17 protein-coding genes are annotated in these 17,292 nt (G+C 54.3%); 12 read left to right on the forward strand and 5 right to left on the reverse strand.

Annotated elements, in window-relative coordinates; all coding sequences use genetic code 11:
• Positions 1 to 45: 45 nt before the first annotated feature.
• Positions 46 to 1,467 carry a mannose-1-phosphate guanylyltransferase/mannose-6-phosphate isomerase gene (locus tag MELB17_RS11615; RefSeq protein WP_007350438.1) on the forward strand — a complete coding sequence of 474 codons (1,422 nt, stop codon included), beginning with the start codon at positions 46 to 48 and terminating at the stop codon, positions 1,465 to 1,467.
• Positions 1,464 to 2,369, forward strand: coding sequence for a lysophospholipid acyltransferase family protein (locus tag MELB17_RS11620; protein WP_007350439.1), 906 nt, complete (start codon positions 1,464 to 1,466; stop codon positions 2,367 to 2,369). Before MELB17_RS11615 ends, MELB17_RS11620 begins: the two co-directional genes overlap by 4 nt.
• Before the next feature lie 33 nt (positions 2,370 to 2,402).
• Here MELB17_RS11620 and MELB17_RS11625 read toward each other — a convergent pair whose 3' ends face one another.
• Positions 2,403 to 3,431, reverse strand: coding sequence for a glycosyltransferase family 4 protein (locus tag MELB17_RS11625; RefSeq protein ID WP_007350440.1), 1,029 nt, complete (start codon positions 3,429 to 3,431; stop codon positions 2,403 to 2,405).
• Positions 3,432 to 3,501: 70 nt separating this feature from the next.
• On the opposite strand from MELB17_RS11625, the gene MELB17_RS11630 reads away from it, so the two are divergent.
• Positions 3,502 to 4,596, forward strand: coding sequence for a glycosyltransferase family 4 protein (locus MELB17_RS11630; RefSeq protein ID WP_007350441.1), 1,095 nt, complete (start codon positions 3,502 to 3,504; stop codon positions 4,594 to 4,596).
• Here the strand turns inward: MELB17_RS11630 and MELB17_RS11635 are convergent.
• Genes MELB17_RS11635 through rfaD form a run of 3 tightly spaced genes read right to left on the reverse strand, consistent with a single transcriptional unit; the run spans position 4,580 to position 7,271 of the window.
• Complete coding sequence (locus MELB17_RS11635) at positions 4,580 to 5,335, reverse strand: glycosyltransferase family 2 protein (protein WP_227498884.1); 756 nt, start codon at positions 5,333 to 5,335, stop codon at positions 4,580 to 4,582. The genes MELB17_RS11630 and MELB17_RS11635 overlap by 17 nt on opposite strands.
• Positions 5,326 to 6,333 (reverse strand): lipopolysaccharide heptosyltransferase II, encoded by a 1,008-nt coding sequence (gene waaF / locus MELB17_RS11640; protein ID WP_007350443.1) that lies wholly within the window; start codon positions 6,331 to 6,333, stop codon positions 5,326 to 5,328. Before waaF ends, MELB17_RS11635 begins: the two co-directional genes overlap by 10 nt.
• On the reverse strand, positions 6,330 to 7,271 hold the full coding sequence (gene rfaD, locus MELB17_RS11645) for an ADP-glyceromanno-heptose 6-epimerase (RefSeq protein WP_007350444.1): 942 nt from the start codon (positions 7,269 to 7,271) through the stop codon (positions 6,330 to 6,332). Before rfaD ends, waaF begins: the two co-directional genes overlap by 4 nt.
• A gap of 260 nt (positions 7,272 to 7,531) precedes the next feature.
• Here rfaD and MELB17_RS11650 point away from each other — a divergent pair, with 260 nt between their 5' ends.
• Genes MELB17_RS11650 through MELB17_RS11690 form a run of 9 tightly spaced genes read left to right on the forward strand, consistent with a single transcriptional unit; the run spans position 7,532 to position 16,028 of the window.
• Positions 7,532 to 8,119, forward strand: a complete 588-nt coding sequence (locus MELB17_RS11650; RefSeq protein ID WP_007350445.1) for an SIS domain-containing protein — start codon at positions 7,532 to 7,534, stop codon at positions 8,117 to 8,119.
• Entirely contained in the window at positions 8,116 to 9,561 is a 1,446-nt protein-coding gene (hldE, locus tag MELB17_RS11655; RefSeq protein WP_007350446.1) for a bifunctional D-glycero-beta-D-manno-heptose-7-phosphate kinase/D-glycero-beta-D-manno-heptose 1-phosphate adenylyltransferase HldE, read from the forward strand. The genes MELB17_RS11650 and hldE overlap by 4 nt, the downstream gene beginning before the upstream one ends.
• 1 nt (position 9,562) lies before the next feature.
• Positions 9,563 to 10,606, forward strand: coding sequence for a glycosyltransferase family 9 protein (locus MELB17_RS11660; RefSeq protein WP_007350447.1), 1,044 nt, complete (start codon positions 9,563 to 9,565; stop codon positions 10,604 to 10,606).
• Entirely contained in the window at positions 10,603 to 11,151 is a 549-nt protein-coding gene (gmhB, locus tag MELB17_RS11665; RefSeq protein WP_007350448.1) for a D-glycero-beta-D-manno-heptose 1,7-bisphosphate 7-phosphatase, read from the forward strand. The genes MELB17_RS11660 and gmhB overlap by 4 nt, the downstream gene beginning before the upstream one ends.
• Before the next feature lie 40 nt (positions 11,152 to 11,191).
• Positions 11,192 to 11,575 carry an HAD hydrolase family protein gene (locus MELB17_RS11670; protein WP_007350449.1) on the forward strand — a complete coding sequence of 128 codons (384 nt, stop codon included), beginning with the start codon at positions 11,192 to 11,194 and terminating at the stop codon, positions 11,573 to 11,575.
• The gene (locus MELB17_RS11675) at positions 11,566 to 13,179 is read left to right on the forward strand and encodes a hypothetical protein (protein WP_007350450.1); all 1,614 of its coding nucleotides are present in this window, start codon (positions 11,566 to 11,568) and stop codon (positions 13,177 to 13,179) included. The genes MELB17_RS11670 and MELB17_RS11675 overlap by 10 nt, the downstream gene beginning before the upstream one ends.
• On the forward strand, positions 13,176 to 13,919 hold the full coding sequence (locus tag MELB17_RS11680; protein WP_007350451.1) for a glycosyltransferase family 2 protein: 744 nt from the start codon (positions 13,176 to 13,178) through the stop codon (positions 13,917 to 13,919). Before MELB17_RS11675 ends, MELB17_RS11680 begins: the two co-directional genes overlap by 4 nt.
• Positions 13,870 to 15,051: a glycosyltransferase gene (locus MELB17_RS11685; RefSeq protein WP_198136485.1), complete on the forward strand. Its 1,182-nt coding sequence runs from the start codon at positions 13,870 to 13,872 to the stop codon at positions 15,049 to 15,051. The genes MELB17_RS11680 and MELB17_RS11685 overlap by 50 nt, the downstream gene beginning before the upstream one ends.
• Positions 15,048 to 16,028 (forward strand): WavE lipopolysaccharide synthesis family protein, encoded by a 981-nt coding sequence (locus MELB17_RS11690; protein WP_007350453.1) that lies wholly within the window; start codon positions 15,048 to 15,050, stop codon positions 16,026 to 16,028. The genes MELB17_RS11685 and MELB17_RS11690 overlap by 4 nt, the downstream gene beginning before the upstream one ends.
• Here MELB17_RS11690 and MELB17_RS11695 read toward each other — a convergent pair.
• Entirely contained in the window at positions 16,025 to 17,251 is a 1,227-nt protein-coding gene (locus MELB17_RS11695) for an O-antigen ligase family protein (RefSeq protein WP_083796382.1), read from the reverse strand. The two genes, MELB17_RS11690 and MELB17_RS11695, sit on opposite strands and share 4 nt — an antisense overlap.
• Positions 17,252 to 17,292: the final 41 nt, after the last annotated feature.

Below are 17,292 nucleotides of genomic sequence, written 5' to 3' on the forward strand. Positions count from 1 at the left end.
GTTCATCATGGCGCTTTTGCGCTCAATCAAACCCGGAGTAGCCTCATGATTTATCCGGTAATCTTGGCCGGTGGCACTGGCTCACGACTTTGGCCACTCTCTCGCCAGCTAAATCCCAAACAGTTTCTGAAACTGACAGACCCGAAGTGGTCGATGCTGCAATCCACCGTCGCCAGGCTCAATGGCCTGCCGGTGCAGCCGCCGCTGATCATCTGTAACGAAGAGCACCGTTTCATTGCCGCTGAGCAAATGCGCCAGGCGGGCTTTCAGGGTGCTCATATTATACTCGAGCCCTGCGGCCGTAACACAGCGCCGGCCATCGCGCTCGCCGCACTGCAATTGCAAAAGGCCCGCCAGAAAGGCCAAGAAGACCCGGTAATGCTGGTTCTTGCAGCAGACCATCTTATTCAGAATGTGCCGGCCTTTCAAAAGTGTGTTCAACAGGCCAGCACCCTGGCACAAGCTGACAAACTGGTTACGTTTGGTATTACGCCAACGCGCCCGGAAACCGGCTACGGTTATATTTGCCACGGTGACCCCATTAACGAGCACGGCCATACAGTTAAAGCCTTTGTTGAAAAGCCCGATGTAGAAACCGCAAAATCCTACCTGGAATCTGGCAACTACCTTTGGAACAGCGGCATGTTCATGTTCCGCGCCGGCCGCTACCTGGAAGAGCTGGGGAAGCACCGCCCGGATATTCTGGCCGCCTGCGAGGCAGCCATGGAAAACGTAAGCCAGGATTTTGATTTTACCCGTATCGACGAGGCCCATTTCGCAGAGTGCGCGAATGAATCGGTAGACTACGCGGTCATGGAAAAAACCGACGCTGCTGCGGTTGTGGCGCTAGACGCCGGCTGGAGTGATATCGGTTCCTGGTCTGCGCTGTGGGAAGTCAGCCCGAAAGATTCCCACGGTAACAGTAGCAGTGGCGACGTGATGACTCTGGACACCAATAACACCCTGGTGCGCGCCGACAGCCGCTTGCTGGCAACACTTGGCGTTGACGATCTGGTGATCATTGAAACCAAAGACGCCGTGTTGGTGGCGCACAAGGACAAAGTGCAGGACGTAAAAAAACTGGTGGCGCAGCTGCAAGCAGACGGGCGCCACGAGCACCTGAACCATCGAGAAGTCTACCGCCCCTGGGGCCTGTACGACTCCATCGACAACGGCGAGCGCTATCAGGTTAAACGCATTACCGTAAAACCAGGCGCCAAGCTGTCCGTGCAAATGCATCATCACCGCGCCGAACACTGGGTTGTGGTCAGCGGCACCGCGAAAGTGACCAACGGCGAAAAGACCTATCTGGTCACAGAAAACCAGTCTACCTACATTCCTTTGGGCCAGGTTCATTCGCTGGAAAATCCGGGCGTAATCAATCTGGAACTGATTGAAGTGCAATCTGGTTCCTATCTTGGGGAAGACGACATCGTTCGTTACGAAGATACCTACGGTCGCACATGAAAAAGCTAAAATATTACACGATTGCCTCTTTATTGCGCGTGGTTAGCTGGTTAAGCCTGAGTGCTGCGCAACGGCTCGGGGGGTTTGTTGGGAGTATTCTCTGGCGGCTGTCCACAAAAACCCGCCAGGTGACCGACATCAATCTCTCCATCTGCTTGCCAGAGCTGACGGCCGGCGAACGCGAGCAATTGTCGAAAGACTCGGTAAGACACACCACCATGACAGCGCTGGAAATTCCGCTGATATGGGAGTGGCCTGTGGACAAGTGCCTGGGCCTGGTTCGCGAAACCGTCGGCCTTGAATTAGTGGGCGAAGCACTGGCTAGCGGCAAAGGGCTGGTTTTGCTGGCTCCGCATTTGGGCAACTGGGAACTGGCGGGGCTGTTTTTTTCGTCCCGTTACAAAATGGCAGCCTTATACAGCCCGCCCAACATGGCCGAGTTTGAGGAATACATGATCAAGGTGCGCAGCCGTTTGGGCTCCGAACTGGTGCGGGGCGACCGGCGTGGTTTGCTGCGCATGATGACAATTTTGAAAGAAGGCGGCGTTGCGGGCGTACTTCCAGACCAGTCTCCGCGAGGAAAAACCAACGCCTACGCACCGTTTTTTGGTACGGACGTGAAAACCATGACGCTGGTGGCCAAGCTGATGCAGAAAACCGGGGCCAATGCTTTGGTAACCTACGCAGAGCGGCTAGCGGGAGGCCAGGGATTTCGTATTGTGATCGAAAAACCGGTACCAGGATTGGCCGATGAAGACCCGATCGTCGCCGCCACCGCGCTTAACCAATCCGTGGAAAATTTGGTGCGCCAGGTTCCCTGCCAATACCAATGGGAATACAAGCGCATGCGGCACCGGCCGCCGGGACTGCCTGACCCCTATAAGCCCGGCGTGTTGACCTAACCAAAACGGTTCCCGCACAGCCCAAAATGGCGATTAGGCTGTGCAAACTGCGGTATATAAATCCTGATAACGACCCGCAATTGTTGATGGGCTGAACGCCTCTAACTGCGCGGTGGCGTTATCGCTCAGTGCCTCTCGGCGCGGTTGAGAGTCAAGCAGCCCGGCAATAGCTCGGGCCAGATCTGGCGCATCGCCGGGCGCAACCAGCAGCCCGGTTTTTTCCTGTTCAATCATATCCGGAATGCCGCCGGCCCGGGCGCCAATCACCGGTACGCCGTGCTGCATGGCATCCAGCACCGTTGAACCCAAACCCTCGTGCAGCGATGGAAATACAAACACCTCCAGCGCCGCCAGCCAACTGCCCACGTTATTCTGGTGGCCCACAAAACAGACATTGCAAGCGTTGCCAGCTTGCTGCTTTAGCCAGTCTTCATCTGGCCCTTCACCCAAAAACACAAACATAACATCCGGGTAGTTCGCAGCCAGCTGTTGCGCCGCTGCGATGGTCACCTGATAACCTTTGTGTTCCAGTAAGCGCCCCACCTGCCCTACCAGACGCTTTCCGGCAAAGCGCTGGCGAATGGCCGAAACGTCTGCCGGTACGGCTTCGAAACCGGAAAAACTGGAAGGAATAACGGCGATTGTAGCGCTGGCCACCCGTGCCAGCACGCTTTGTGCAATCGCGTTACTCAGGCACACGACGCGGCTGGCCGCCGTGTAGGCCGCGCGCGTGAACCGGCCCTTACCCAGTGGGTTATCCACCCGCCGGGTGATCAGATAGGGCGTTTTTCGCAGCCGCCTTTCCAGATAGGCCCAATACGCCGCTTTGCCGTCGTGGCAATGAATCAGATCCCAAGCGCCAGCGGTGTGCCCTAGCAAAAAGTGTTTGCAGCTGCGAAACTCCAGGCCAGGCAGGCCCGCCAGCTCATCAAACAAACGGCTGCCGGGGCGGGCAACCAACGTTTGCTGATGTTGCCGGCCGGCAAGTTCGCGGATTAGATTCACCGTTTGTCGCTCGCCGCCGGAGAAACCTCCGGCAAGATTTACATGGCAGATACGCATACCAACATCGGCCTTTTAATGTTTAAATAGCCGCAGTTTAAGTGACGCCCCGATAAAAGGACACCTGCCCGTGAAGCTACTTGTCATCAGCTCCTACGTTGACACCTTGAACGCCGTTCGCCCAGAAGCCGAGATGCTCATCGAGCTGTCAAAGTTGGGGGTGACCGTAGAATTGATGACTCAGCCCGACGCCGAATACCGTTCCCGCTTTGAAAGCGAAGGCATCAAGGTTCACGGCTATCACCCGCGCAAGAAATTTGAACGGGAGGCCATCGCCCGCATTCGCAACATACTCAAAGACGACCACTTTGACGCAGTTTACAGCTTCAACAACAAAGCTATTGCCAATGTGAATCTGGCGGCCCTGGGCCTACCGGTAAAAGTGCTGACCTACCGCGGCCAAACCGGCAACATCTCGCGCTGGGACCCCAGCTGTTACCTCACCCACCTGAGCCCGCGGGTAGACCGCATTCTGTGCGTGTCCAAAGCCACCCGCGACGATTTGCAGCAGCATGTATGGGGCAACCGCAACAAGGTTTGCGCCGTGTACAAAGGCCATGACCTACAGTGGTACCAGGACACGCCTGTAGACCTCACCAGCCTTGGCATTCCTGCCGGTGCGTTTGTAGTGGGGTCGGTAGCCAATCTTCGCCCGCGCAAAGGCCTGCCGGTGTTACTGGAAGCGGCGCGGGACCTCCCGGCCGACAGCAACATACACGTGTTATTGGTGGGTGGCGGCCTGGACACACCGGAAGTGGACACATTAATTGCGGCGTGCCCGATAGCCGAGCGCATTCACCGGGTTGGGTTTCGCCGTGATGCGCCAGCCTTGATTGCCGCTTGCGATGTGTCGGTGCTGGCTTCCACCACACGCGAAGGCCTGCCAAAAACCGTTATCGAAGCCATGGCTTACGGCGTGGCACCCATTGTCAGTGACACCGGCGGCAGCGTCGAGCTGATTGAAGATGGCATTTCCGGCGTTCGGGTCACACCCGGCAGCGTGCAGGAAATATCCGCCGCCATCAAACGCCTGTACGCGGACCCAGTTGCCTGCAAAGCCATGGGCGAAAAGGCCAGGCTGCGCATTGCCAGCCACTTTCACGTAAAACAGTCCGCCCAGGCGTTACTGCAGGTGCTCACGGAAACCGTCAACGGCGAGTTTTAATCCACAAGGCGGCGTATTTGTTGAACACATAGTGCGCCGTAAACACCGCCAGCAAAAACCCGTGGCGACCGTCCAGAAAACCGCGTTGGAAAATGTACTTGCGCAGGAACGCCGCCGTGCTGTGGCTGCAGGCGTCAAACAGGTTGGCTTTCTTACCGCGTCGGTGTCGCCCTTCCGCCCAGTCGGCCGCGTAACGCACCGACTTGCTCAGGTAATCCTGAAAATCCGTGGCGGTGTAGTGTAATAACTCACCGCTCAGCTTTTTCACCTGCGCGCCGTCGCAGTGTACTTTTTCATGCACCAGGGCATCGTTATAAGCAAACTCGGTACGCCGGTACAACCTGACAATGTGGTCCGGATACCAGCCAGAGTGGCGAATAAATCGCCCAAAAAACCACGACAGGCGGCTCACCTCAAACACAGTATTCACCGGCGTGTCATCAATCGCTGCCTGCACCGCCAACGCCAGCTCGTCACTAACCACTTCATCTACGTCCACCCAAAAAACCCACTCACCCTGGGCGTACTGTTGGGCGTGCTGGCGCTGGGTTCCGAATCCGGGCCAGGTCTGCGAGGTGAATATGCGCGCACCGGCACGCTTGGCAATGGCCAGGGTGTTGTCGGTAGAACCCGAATCGAGCACCACAATTTCATCGGCAAACGTCAGGCTTTGCAGGCAGCGTTCGAAGTCTTCACCGGCGTTTTTTGTGATCAGTACCGCGCTCAGTTTCAAAGGCACGCCTCCATCACCCGTTGCACAGGAATGTTGGTCAGGCATTTGTAATGACCAAAGCGGCAGGTTCGCTCAAAACAGGGGCTGCATTCGATAGGGTACTGAATAATAGTAGCGCGCTCTGTGAGCGGGGGCGTGAATTCCGGGCTGGTGGAGCCGTAAATGGCCACAACCGAAGCGCCCGAAGCGGCGGCTACGTGCATCAAGCCAGAATCGTGGCTCACCACCCGTTGGCAGTGATGGAACAGGTCGACGGTGTCCTCAAGGCGTGTTTTTCCACACAGATTAAACACCCCGGCTTGGCCGCCAGCAATTTCATCACCCGCAGGCACGTCTTTCGGGCCACCCATTACCCACACCTGGTAACCCTGCTGCACCAGTTCCCCGGCCAAAGCCCGGTGATTCTGCAGTGGCCACTGTTTAGAGGGGCCGTATTCAGCACCGGGGCAGATCGCAATGGCCGGCAGGCCAGAATCCAAACCGAGACTGGCCATCACCGCGGCCGCATTATCGTTATCTACCCTCAAAGCCGGCAATGGCACGGTGAACTGATAGTGCTGGTATTCTTCTGGGGTTAGACCCAGCCCCATGTAACGCCACACGGTGCGATCGGTAATGGTTTGGCCGCTGCGTGTAGGACGACGCTTACGGCCATCGGTCAGCAACAGCGAACGGCCCTCACCACGAAACCCGACGCGCTCGGGAATTCCGGCCATAAACGGCACCAGCGCCGATTTGAACGACCGCGGCAGGATAATAGCTTTATCGTAGCCTTTCAGGCTGCGGGCCAGCTGCCACTGTGCTTTTATGGCTAATTTCCCGCTGCGCCAAGGCGCGGCAATGCCACGGTCTACTTCCGGCATACGGGCAATGATGGATAGCGACCAACCCGGGGCCAGCACATCAATCACGGCCTCCGGATCACGCTTTTTAAGCTCAATGAACAATGCCTGGGCCATCACCATATCGCCTACCCACGACGGCCCCACCACCAGATATTTCATCGGTCAAGCCATTGCAGATACTGGGTGACGCCACTGGCGACATTGGCAAACGGCTCGCTGTAGCCGGCGCCCCGCAACTGGCTGATATCGGCTTGGGTGAAGCTTTGATAGCGACCTTTCAGCTCATCGGGGAACTGTATGAATTGAACCTGGCCTTTACCGTGATAATCAATCACAGCGCTGGCGACATCCAGGAAAGACTGCGCTCGCCCGGTGCCCAGATTAAAAATGCCGGACTGATCAGGGTTGTCAAAAAACCACAAGTTGACCTTACACACATCGCCAACGTACACGAAGTCACGTTGCTGGCCGCCATCGCTGTAACCGTCCCAGCCTTCAAACAGTTTCGGGCTCTCGCCAGCTTTGATTTGCTGGTGCAGGTGGTAAGCCACAGATGCCATTTTGCCTTTATGCTGTTCGCGCGGGCCGTACACGTTGAAATAACGAAAACCCACCACCTGGCTTTTTACGGTGGGCATCAAGCGGCGCACGTACTGGTCGAATTGCCATTTGGAGTAGCCGTAAACGTTCAGCGGTTTCTCGCAGCTAAGGTCTTCGCGGAATTCGTCACTGGCGCCATAAACAGCAGCACTAGAGGCATACAAAAACGGCACTTGGTGATCCAGACACCAGTGCAACAAGACTTTGGAATAGGCGTAATTGTTTTCCATCATGAAACGACCGTTCCACTCGGTGGTGTCCGAGCAGGCGCCCTCGTGGAATATGGCTCGAATACCCATGGGCAAGGCGTTGTCTTTCACCTTTTGCAGAAACCCGGCCTTGTCCATGTAGTCGGTGATATTCAACTCGGCCAGATTGCGAAACAGGGTGCCGTCCGTCAGGTCGTCCACCACCAGAATATCGGTTTCACCCCGCTGGTTCAGGGCGTGAACAATGTTGGCTCCAATAAAGCCGGCTGCGCCAGTAACAACAATCATGCATTCTCTCCTGAGGGGACAACAGGCGGGTTCCGTAATTACAGATTTATAAACATAATATTACTCTCTTTCCGCTTTGCCTAAAACCGGGCGAATCGCATTCAAGTAACGGCCAAACCCCATGTCGCACCTAATCAACAAGGGTTTGAATTGCCGGCAAAACCCTATACAGCTGGCCAGCAGGCGCGTGTTACACTTCGCGCTTTAGGTTTGCGCCCGCTTCGGGCGACTCAAGACACGTTCTGACACCGGAGGCGCTAATGTCCCAGGAAAGCAGTTTTCTCGCAGCACTGGAGCGGCACCGTGCAGCTTTTTCCATTATGGAAGACCATCAGGAAGACGCGCTCAGGTTGCTAAAAATGACCGTCGACTGCCTTAGCCAGGGCGGAAAAGTGATGTTTATGGGCAACGGCGGCAGCGCCGCAGATTCCCAGCATCTTGCTGCCGAGCTGATGGTACGATACAAAAAAGAACGGGCGCCACTGGCGTCTATCGCGCTGACCACAGACACATCCATACTCACCGCTCACCCCAACGACTATGAGTTTGCCAGCGTGTTCGAGCGCCAGGTACAAGGCTTGGCCAGGCCACAGGACCTGGTGATTGGCCTGACCACCTCTGGCCAAAGCGACAATATCAACCGCGCACTGGCGGCCGCAAAACACATAGGCGCCGCGACTGTCGCCCTCACAGGCCGTGACGGCGGTAAGGTAAAAGACATCGCAGACTTGCCCATTATTATCCGCTGTGACGAAACCGCCCGCATTCAAGAGGCCCACATGTTTATCGGCCACTGGCTATGCGAAGCTCTGGACGAGGCCATCACCAACGGAGACCTGGCGCAATGATCGACCCGTCTCAGCTGGGCAAACTGCACCAGGCCTCGGTATTGGTGGTGGGTGATGTGATGCTGGACCGCTATTTTACCGGCGACACCCTGCGCATCTCACCGGAAGCCCCGGTTCCGGTTGTGCGCGTATCCAACACTGAAGACCGTGCCGGCGGCGCGGCCAACGTAGCGCGCAACATTGCCCACCTGGACGGCCGCACCACACTGCTGGGCCTGACTGGCAAAGATATTGACGGTGACCTGCTGCAGAAACTGTTGGTGACCGAGCGGGTAACCTCCGAACTGATTGCTTTGGATAGCGCCCGCACCATTTCCAAAACCCGCATTATCTCGCGCCAGCAGCAGATGATCCGGCTGGATATGGAAGATGTGTTTGCCCCGGCTCAGGCTCGCGTTCTGACTGACCGATTCAAGGCTCTGGTGTCCGCTTTTGATACGGTCATTATCAGCGACTACGCCAAAGGCTCGCTGGCCTACGTTCAAGAAATCATCCAAAGCGCTCGCAGCGCGGGCAAAACTGTTCTGGTTGATCCCAAAAGCAGCGATTTCACCCGCTACCAGGGTGCTTCCGTTATTACGCCCAACCTGACCGAATTCCGCGCCGCGGGTGGTGTGGATGACAGCGAAGAACAGATGCTGGAATCCGCCCGCTCGTTGCTGCACAAGGCCGGCATTGCCGCCATGTTGCTGACCCGCAGCGAACAGGGCATGAGCCTGATAACGCTCCTGGAGCACCATCACTACCCGGCAGAAGTGCTGGAAGTGGCTGATGTAACCGGCGCCGGCGACACGGTGATCGCCACGCTAGGAACCTTGTTAAGCGCCGGCTTCGAGCTGCCCAAGGCTGCTTGGCTGGCCAACCTGGCCGCCGGTATTGTGGTGGCAAAACTGGGCGCTGCGACCGTGTCTCCCGAAGAACTCGCCGCCCGCGCCAGCCAGCAGCTGTCATCAAAAACCAGCGGTTACTACCCCACCACAGCTCAAAGCCTGCAGCATATTGAATACGTGCGCGCCCAGGGCGAGCGCATTGTATTTACCAACGGCTGTTTTGATATTCTTCACGCCGGTCACGTGCGCTATCTGGCCCAAGCCCGGGCGCTGGGTGACAGACTGGTAGTGGGTTTGAACAGCGATGCCTCGGTAAAGCGCCTTAAAGGCGAGGCCCGCCCGGTGAACCCGCTGGAAGACCGCATTGAAGTACTGGAAGCCCTGGCCTGCGTAGACTGGGTAGTTCCGTTTGGTGATGACAGCGCTGAAAACGACACCCCCGAACAGCTGATTCGCAAAATACAGCCCCAGGTTTTGGTCAAAGGCGGCGACTACTCGGTGGAGACCATCGTAGGCGCCGAGTTTGTTCAGCAAAATGGTGGCGAAGTAACAGTGCTTCCGCTTTTACAGGGACGCTCAACCAGCGGAATAATCACCAAAGTACGGGGTTGATTTGGTCAGTCTGGGTTCCATCTGCATATTGCGGCTATCGGCCATTGGCGACACCTGTAACGCCGTATCCGTGGTGCAGGCCATCCAGGCCCGGCACCCCGCGGCCCGCATCACTTGGGTTATTGGCAAAGCCGAAGCCACGTTACTGCAAGGGCTGCCCGGCGTAGAGCTGGTGGTGTTCGATAAAAACGTCGGTTTTTCGGCCTATCGCAAGCTGCGCAAGCAACTGGCCGGCCGCACCTTTGATGCGCTATTGGTTATGCAACTGGCTCTACGCGCCAATCTCGTCAGCCTTTGCATTTCTGCCAAGCGGCGGATTGGTTACGATAAGGCCCGCAGCAAAGAGCTGCACAGCCTGTTCATCAACGAGCGTATTCAGCCAGCCCGGAAGCCCCATGTTCTGGACACCTTCCGTCAGTTTTCATCCGCACTGGATGTCCCCCTGGCGACCCCTTGCTGGCATATCCCGGTTGCCCGTGACGATGAAAACTGGGCAACCAACCAGCTGGGCCAAAGCCGCCAACGCGGCTTGGTCATCGTGCCCGCCGCTTCGGCCGCCGAACGCAACTGGTTACCGGAGCGATACGCAGCCGTCGCCGATTACGCCTGTAACAACGGATTTTCGGTTTATCTCTGCGGTGGCCCCGGCGCCACAGAAGTGGCACTTGCCCAAGCCGTTTCAAGCCACTGCAAAACACCGGTGCGCAACCTGGTTGGCCAGTCTACTCTGAAGCAGCTGTTCGCACTGATCAAACAGGCTGATATGGTCATCGCCCCCGACACCGGCCCCCTCCACATGGCCGTGGCCGCCGGCACACCGGTTATTGGGCTTTACGCCCACAGCAACCCGGCGCGTACCGGCCCTTACGGCCAACAGCAGCGTGTGGCAGACGCCTATACACCGCTGCTGCTGAAAAAGTTCGGCGACAAAGCAGGGCAATCTCCATGGGGGTTACGTTTGAAGGGCGATGAGTTGATGACCCACATTTCTACCGAACAGGTGTGTAGCCTGTTCGACCAAGTAAAAGAAGAGAACAACTTATGAAGCGTAAAGCCGTGTTTTTAGACCGGGATGGCGTTATCAACGTAGACCACGGCTACGTTTATCGGCCAGAAGATTTTGAGTTTATTGATGGCGTGTTCGACACCTGCCGCCACTTTCACCAATTGGGTTACCTGCTGATTGTGGTCACCAATCAATCCGGTATCGCCCGTGGCATGTACACCGAACAGGACTTTCAGGCCCTGAGCCACTGGATGCAGAAGAGGTTTGCTGAAGAAGGCGCTCCTATCGCCCATGTATACCACTGCCCGCACCACCCCAAGTTTGGCACCGAAGCCGAGCGCGGGTGCCAGTGCCGCAAACCTATGCCAGGAATGATTCAGGCCGCTATCGCTGATTATGATCTCGACCCGGAACAGTGCGCTATGGTGGGTGACAAACGCGGCGATATGGAAGCCGCAACAGCTGCGGGCCTGGGTAGAAAATTTCTGGTTACCTCCGGGCAGTCACTTTCACCCGCAGACAGAAACACAGCAGACGGTGTCTGGCAATCTCTGAAAGAAGCACACCAGGCCATTTGTGACTGATGTTTAAACCGATTTCACTTCCAAACCGGGTAGTTAAGCCGTGAAGAAACTTGTTGTTGATCTGGATGGAACCATCACTCTTGCCAACACCTCAGATTACCGCGAGGTGCTGCCGAATACCGAGGTGATAGAGACCCTGCGTCGCTACAAAGCCATGGGCTACGAGATTATTATTCAGACAGCCCGCAATATGCGCACTTACGAAGGCAACGTGGGCAAGATCAACATTCATACGCTGCCAATCATTACTGAGTGGCTTGAAAAGCACCAGGTGCCTTACGATGAAATTCACGTAGGCAAGCCCTGGTGCGGTTTCGATGGGTTTTATATTGACGACCGCGCCATACGGCCGTCGGAGTTCACTCACCTTTCGCCCGACGAAATCCAGCAGTTGATCGAACGTGAGAAACACCCATGTTCCTGATTATGTCGGCAGATTATGTCAGCCCTGAGTTGCGCTCCGAGTTTGGCGCCCTGCCCCCAAGCTTCCTACCATTGGGCAACCGCCGGCTGTTCCAGCACCAGTTTAAATGCGCGCCGGCGGCCAGCCGCATTTTTATCTCTGTGCCTGAATCTTACACCGTGAACGAGCACGACCGTTATTGGCTGGCCCAGCACGCCGTGACAATTCTGCTCGTTCCAGATGGTCTTAGCCTGGGCGCATCCCTGGTGGCATCCCTGAACCTGGCGGAGCAACCTCTGGATACGCAGCTTCAGGTGTTGTTTGGTGACACTCTAATTGACCCTTTGCCCACAGGGCGCGATATCATCGCGACCGCCAAAGTGGATGACAACTACGATTGGGCCGTAGTCACTGAGGACATGGATAACTGGCTGGTCAGCAGCAAAGAGACACCTACTCTGGAACAGTACAGCGTAGTCACCGGCTATTTTAACTTCAGCAGCCCGCGGTTACTGATCCGCTGCATCACCCAGTCCAACTGGAGTTTTCTGAACGGCCTGTCTCGCTATAACAAAGCTCAGGGGCTGGATACCGTGGATGTCAGCAATTGGTTGGATTTCGGACACGCGAATACGTATTACCGCTCGAAATCCACATTCACAACCCAGCGTGTGTTCAATGAACTGACTATCACGCCGCGCTGGATCGAAAAATCTGGAGCCCAGAGCACCAAAATTACCGCCGAAGCACTCTGGTTTGAAAATATTCCGCCCATGATGCGTCAATACACACCTCAGTTTCTGGGCGCCGATGCGCGAGTGCAGCACGCAGATGGTTATCTGTCCTATCGGCTGGAATACCTGCATCACACGGCGCTGAACGAGCTGTTTGTGTTTGCTGAACTGCCCCCCCTGGTTTGGAAAAACATTCTTCGGCAGTGCATGGTCTTTATAAGGGATTGCCAGGGATTTACTGCAACAGGCGACAGCCCTTACTCATCCCTTGATGACCTGCTGCAAAACAAAACCCGCCAGCGGATAGAACAGTTTTGCGCAGCAAGAGGCGTTTCGTCCCAGGCGTGCTTTGAATACTCGGAACCCGGATCAGGCAAACCGCTACGGCTGTCGATAGATGGCCTGATTGAAAGGAGCATGCCTTTTTTGCCCGCCAAAACATCAAACGCAACGTTAATGCACGGCGATTTTTGCTTCAGCAATATTCTCTACGATTTCCGTACCGACAGGATCAAAGTCATCGATCCCCGTGGCATGACCACCGACAACCAATTCAGCATTTACGGCGACTTACGCTACGACATCGCCAAGCTCAGCCACTCTGTGTTGGGCATGTATGACTGGATCATTGCGGGTACCCACGAGCTGACAGTCAACGGCCAAAATTTGCATTTCAGCATTCCTCATCTTGAAAAACATAAGGCGATTCAGCAGTTGTTTCTCAAGTTGGTGAGCGAACAGTTCGGGGTAAGCGGCACTGAACTTTACGCCATGCAAATTCACTTGTTTCTCTCGATGTTGCCGCTGCACGCAGACGACCCCGCCCGACAAGACGCACTTTTGGCGAATGCATTTCGACTTTACAACTTACTGGACGGGGCAGCTCGATGATCGTTATTCCTATGGCCGGCCTGAGTTCACGCTTTTTCAAAGCAGGTTTTAAACTGCCAAAGTACATGCTGCAAGCCCACGGAAAAACCCTGTTTGAACACTCGGTGCAGAGCTTTGAGCACTACTTTGCAACCCACCCGTTTGTGTTTATTGTGCGGGATGTTTTCGAAACGCCACAGTTTGTTGAAGCCAAAGCGCAAGCACTGGGCATAAAAGATTTTCGCGTAGTCACCCTGCAAGATGAAACCCGCGGCCAGGCCGAAACGGTCTATCTCGCCCTTAAGGCCCTGAGCGTTGAGAAAGGCCCGATCACCCTATTCAACATAGACACTTTTCGGCCAGACTTCCGTTTTCCACAACAAGCACTGATCGGCGACGGCTTTCTCGAAGTATTTGAAGGTGAAGGGAGCAACTGGTCTTTCGCCCGCCCATTGAGCGCCGATTCGCAGCGGGTTGCAGAAACCGCTGAAAAAAATCCGATCTCCAATCTGTGCAGTGACGGCCTGTATCACTTTTCAGATGCGGGTGATTTTATTGAAAGCTTCGAACATTATGAAGCCCAGCCTCCTAGCGAGTGGGCTAAAGGCGAGTTGTACATTGCCCCTCTGTACAACTATCTGATAGAAAACGGACGCGCCATTTTTTACATGCTGATTAGCATGGACGAAATCGTTTTTTGCGGAGCGCCGGATGAGTATCAACAGTTTCTATCAAACAACAAGCAAAGGCCATCGGTGTAACATGAAAATAGCTTTTATTCTTGGTGGAGGCACATATTGGCAATCGCTTTATCGCGTGACTTCAGATGTCGCTGAAGAAATTCGAAAACAAGGCCATCAGGTCGACTTTGTATTTTGGGAGAACCCAGGACCGATCGAAGGCAATGACAAGTATCTGAAAATTTTTGGGCTAAATAAAGAAAGCAAGCTAAGTAAAGTCTTCTCGAAACCGCTAATAGCTCTACTTGGAAAACACTTCTACCACTTTCTGTTTAGCCCTCTTTTCTGCTGGCAGTTAAAATCAAAACTGCAGGCGGAGAAGTATCAGGCCATATTTTACCACGGGATGAGTTGCATCCCGCTCCATGCCGATAAAGACGATCACTACGTTGTGGTACATAGCTGTAAATACGAGAACTTCGTAGAACGTTACACAGGTGTTCGAAGGCACATCTTCAGGTGGCTGTATAAAAAAATTTATAGTGGAAAAAAATTGCTAACAGTCTCCCAAGATGTTCAAGACGACATGACTCAGAAAATTGGCGCACGACCTGAAAGTATAGAAAACATTTACAACGGTTTTGATTTTGACCGATTGAAAGCCGAGATAGCCAAGCCCGCACCGGATAGCCTGCCGGACTCTTTCATTATGTCTGCTGGTCGCCCCGACCGTACCAAGCGCTTCGATATACTCCTGCGTGCTTATGCAAAAAGCAATAAAACCTATCCCTTGGTTATTTTTGGCGACGGAAAACGCCTGAACCAACTCAAGCAACTCGCGAACGAGCTGGGCATAGCTAAAGATGTTTTTTTTGCGGGTTTTTGCAACAACCTATTACCTGCCTTTCGACGCGCCAAACTTTACGTATCCAGCTCCGATGTAGAGGGCTTACCCACGGTTATCGTTGAGAGTTTGGTCGCGTGCACTCCGGTTGTCGCCACCGACGCAGGTGGTTGTCGTGAACTACTTAACGGCGAGCTGAGCAAGTGGGTTGTGCCGAGACGCGATATAGACGCGCTCGCCCGTGCCATGAATGACATTCTTCAGAACCCACCAGAAGTGAGCTACAACAATATCGCCTTTCTGGATTACCGGCGGATTGCCAAGCATTACATTGCCCTCAGTGAACAACTGAAAGGACACCAGCGTTGAAAACCTTTGAAAACATCACGGTTGTTGTTCAAGGCCCGGTGCAAACCCTAAAGGGCAGAACTCAGGAAGCAGGCATTACTCATAAATGCCTCTCTTCGGTGAGGCAACACCTGCCGGGTGCCATAATCATTTTATCCACTTGGCCCGAACAGCAGCTCTCGGGGCTGGATTATGACCAGTTGGTTATTTCTGAGGACCCCGGCTCCAACATCCGAAACTTCCATAGCGATGGGCGCCCTCAGCACTACAACAATAATCGCCAGATTGTGTCTACATTGGCTGGATTGAAGCAGGTAAAAACCCCCTACGCCATTAAGCTTCGTAGCGATAATTATCTGACCGGAAATCAGTTTGTAGAGCTGCAGCAACGCTATCCTGAACGATGTGACAGTCACCGCTTATTCCGCGAGCGGGTGGTGGTCAGCAATGTATTTACACGCAAGTACGCCAAGGGCTTCCGGGTCGCATTTCATCTCAGTGATTTTTTCTATTTCGGTTTAACCGAAGACTTACTCGCCATTTGGGACCTTGAACTGCTTGAAGACGTAACAACAGATGAAGCGGCTAATGCAAAAAACACCTCAAGGGGCCTCCTGATCGACTGCACACAGATGTTCTGGCTGAAAACGCTGAAAAAATTCGACCCCTCTGTTCGGCTCGATGGTTTGCTGGACAACGCTCCGGAAACACTCGAGAAGTCCGATATCTATTACGCCAACAACTTGATTATCGCTGAACCCGAAGCATTAGGGCTCAGCCTCGGTGAGAAGTTTTCTGGCAAGGCCAGAATTGCCCGGCAAAAAGGCAAATGCGCGCAGTGGCAGTATTTTGAGTGGCAGGATCTTTACCAAAAATACTGCCAGCCTTCTTTCAAACCAGACGCCACCGCGTGGCAGCGACTTTCGTTAACGTTCACGCGATGGCTTCACGTGTTACCAACACGCATTGAAACAACGCTTAAAAAAGTTCGCCATTAATCAGTGTAGTGCCTTGTCTCAGCACTAACCGCGCTGATGAGAAAGCAAATTCCGAAAAACAAAAATATCGTATGGGCATGAATTAACGGCACGTCAGTCAGCGCCGATCCACCGTAAACTAAAATAACCGCCAAGCCGGAGTACCATTGCCAAGGTGCGCGCGGAGACCGATAAGCCATCTGAACGCCGGCTCCAAGCAGCAGCAGTAACGCCAAGCCGCCAACTAAGCCTTTTTTCACGGTCGTATCAATATACTGGTTATGAAAATGATTGGCATTGAACAGGTATAAGCTTTCTTTCATACTGGCCGCTAAATACAGCGACTCCAATGCGTCTCGATAGCCCTTTCCGTGACCAATAATCGGTTCTTGTACAATCAGTTCACCTGCTGTTAACCAGAGCTGAAGACGGACACCAATAGATCCGTCATAGTTGCCTTCAGTCATCTGTCCATACTCGTTGTACGTTTGCGTCAGGCGGTCCTTAAGAAAAACATTGCCGGCAATCGCCGCAAACCCGACCAAAGCAAATACGATCACTAAAGATTGCAGCAGCCTCTTGCTTTTGTTCATCATTAAAAGAACAACGAGCAATCCACCGGTAACCAAAAAAACCGGTACCAAAACACCTCGCGTCTTTGTCATAAACAAGGAGACAACCAAAAGGATGAAGAGTACCCCGAAAGCGCCTCTTTGCCAGAACGCACGATTGCTGAAAAGCGTCATTGCCAGAAACAGCACCGCCACTGAACCAACGGCGGTAGCGTAGGGTATTGGGTTAATGAAGCCACCAATCCTGCCTCCTGTGCTTAGGTACTGGGAAAACGTCAGTGTTATAAAGCCCATTGCAGAGATCAGCGCAATCAATTCGAAAACACGGTCGTTAAAGCGGACACCCCAAAAAAATGAGATATAAACAGCCATCACTAGCACGGCCCGCAACTCAGACCAACTGCCATCATTAACCGCATAACCAACCACAGTTACAAAAACGAACAGCCAACTTGCGAACAAAAAGGGCTTCTGTTTTCGTTGCATCTCCTTGTTGCGTGCCGGCCACTTTCCGCAACATCCATAAAGTAGTATTGCGCCAACTGTCAGCCCGGCAACGTATTTATCGCCGCGAGGGAACCACCACATCAATGTGAGAATATAAAACGCAGGCAGTATGGCAAAAGACTCCCGCAGCCCAGCAACTACAGTTGCTCTTGATGGCAGGCTCATAAACTACTCCGGTCAGACATTACGATAGCGCCAACGGCCGC

It is taken from the genome of Marinobacter sp. ELB17 (assembly GCF_000169375.1).
Taxonomy (GTDB): Bacteria; Pseudomonadota; Gammaproteobacteria; order Pseudomonadales; family Oleiphilaceae; genus Marinobacter.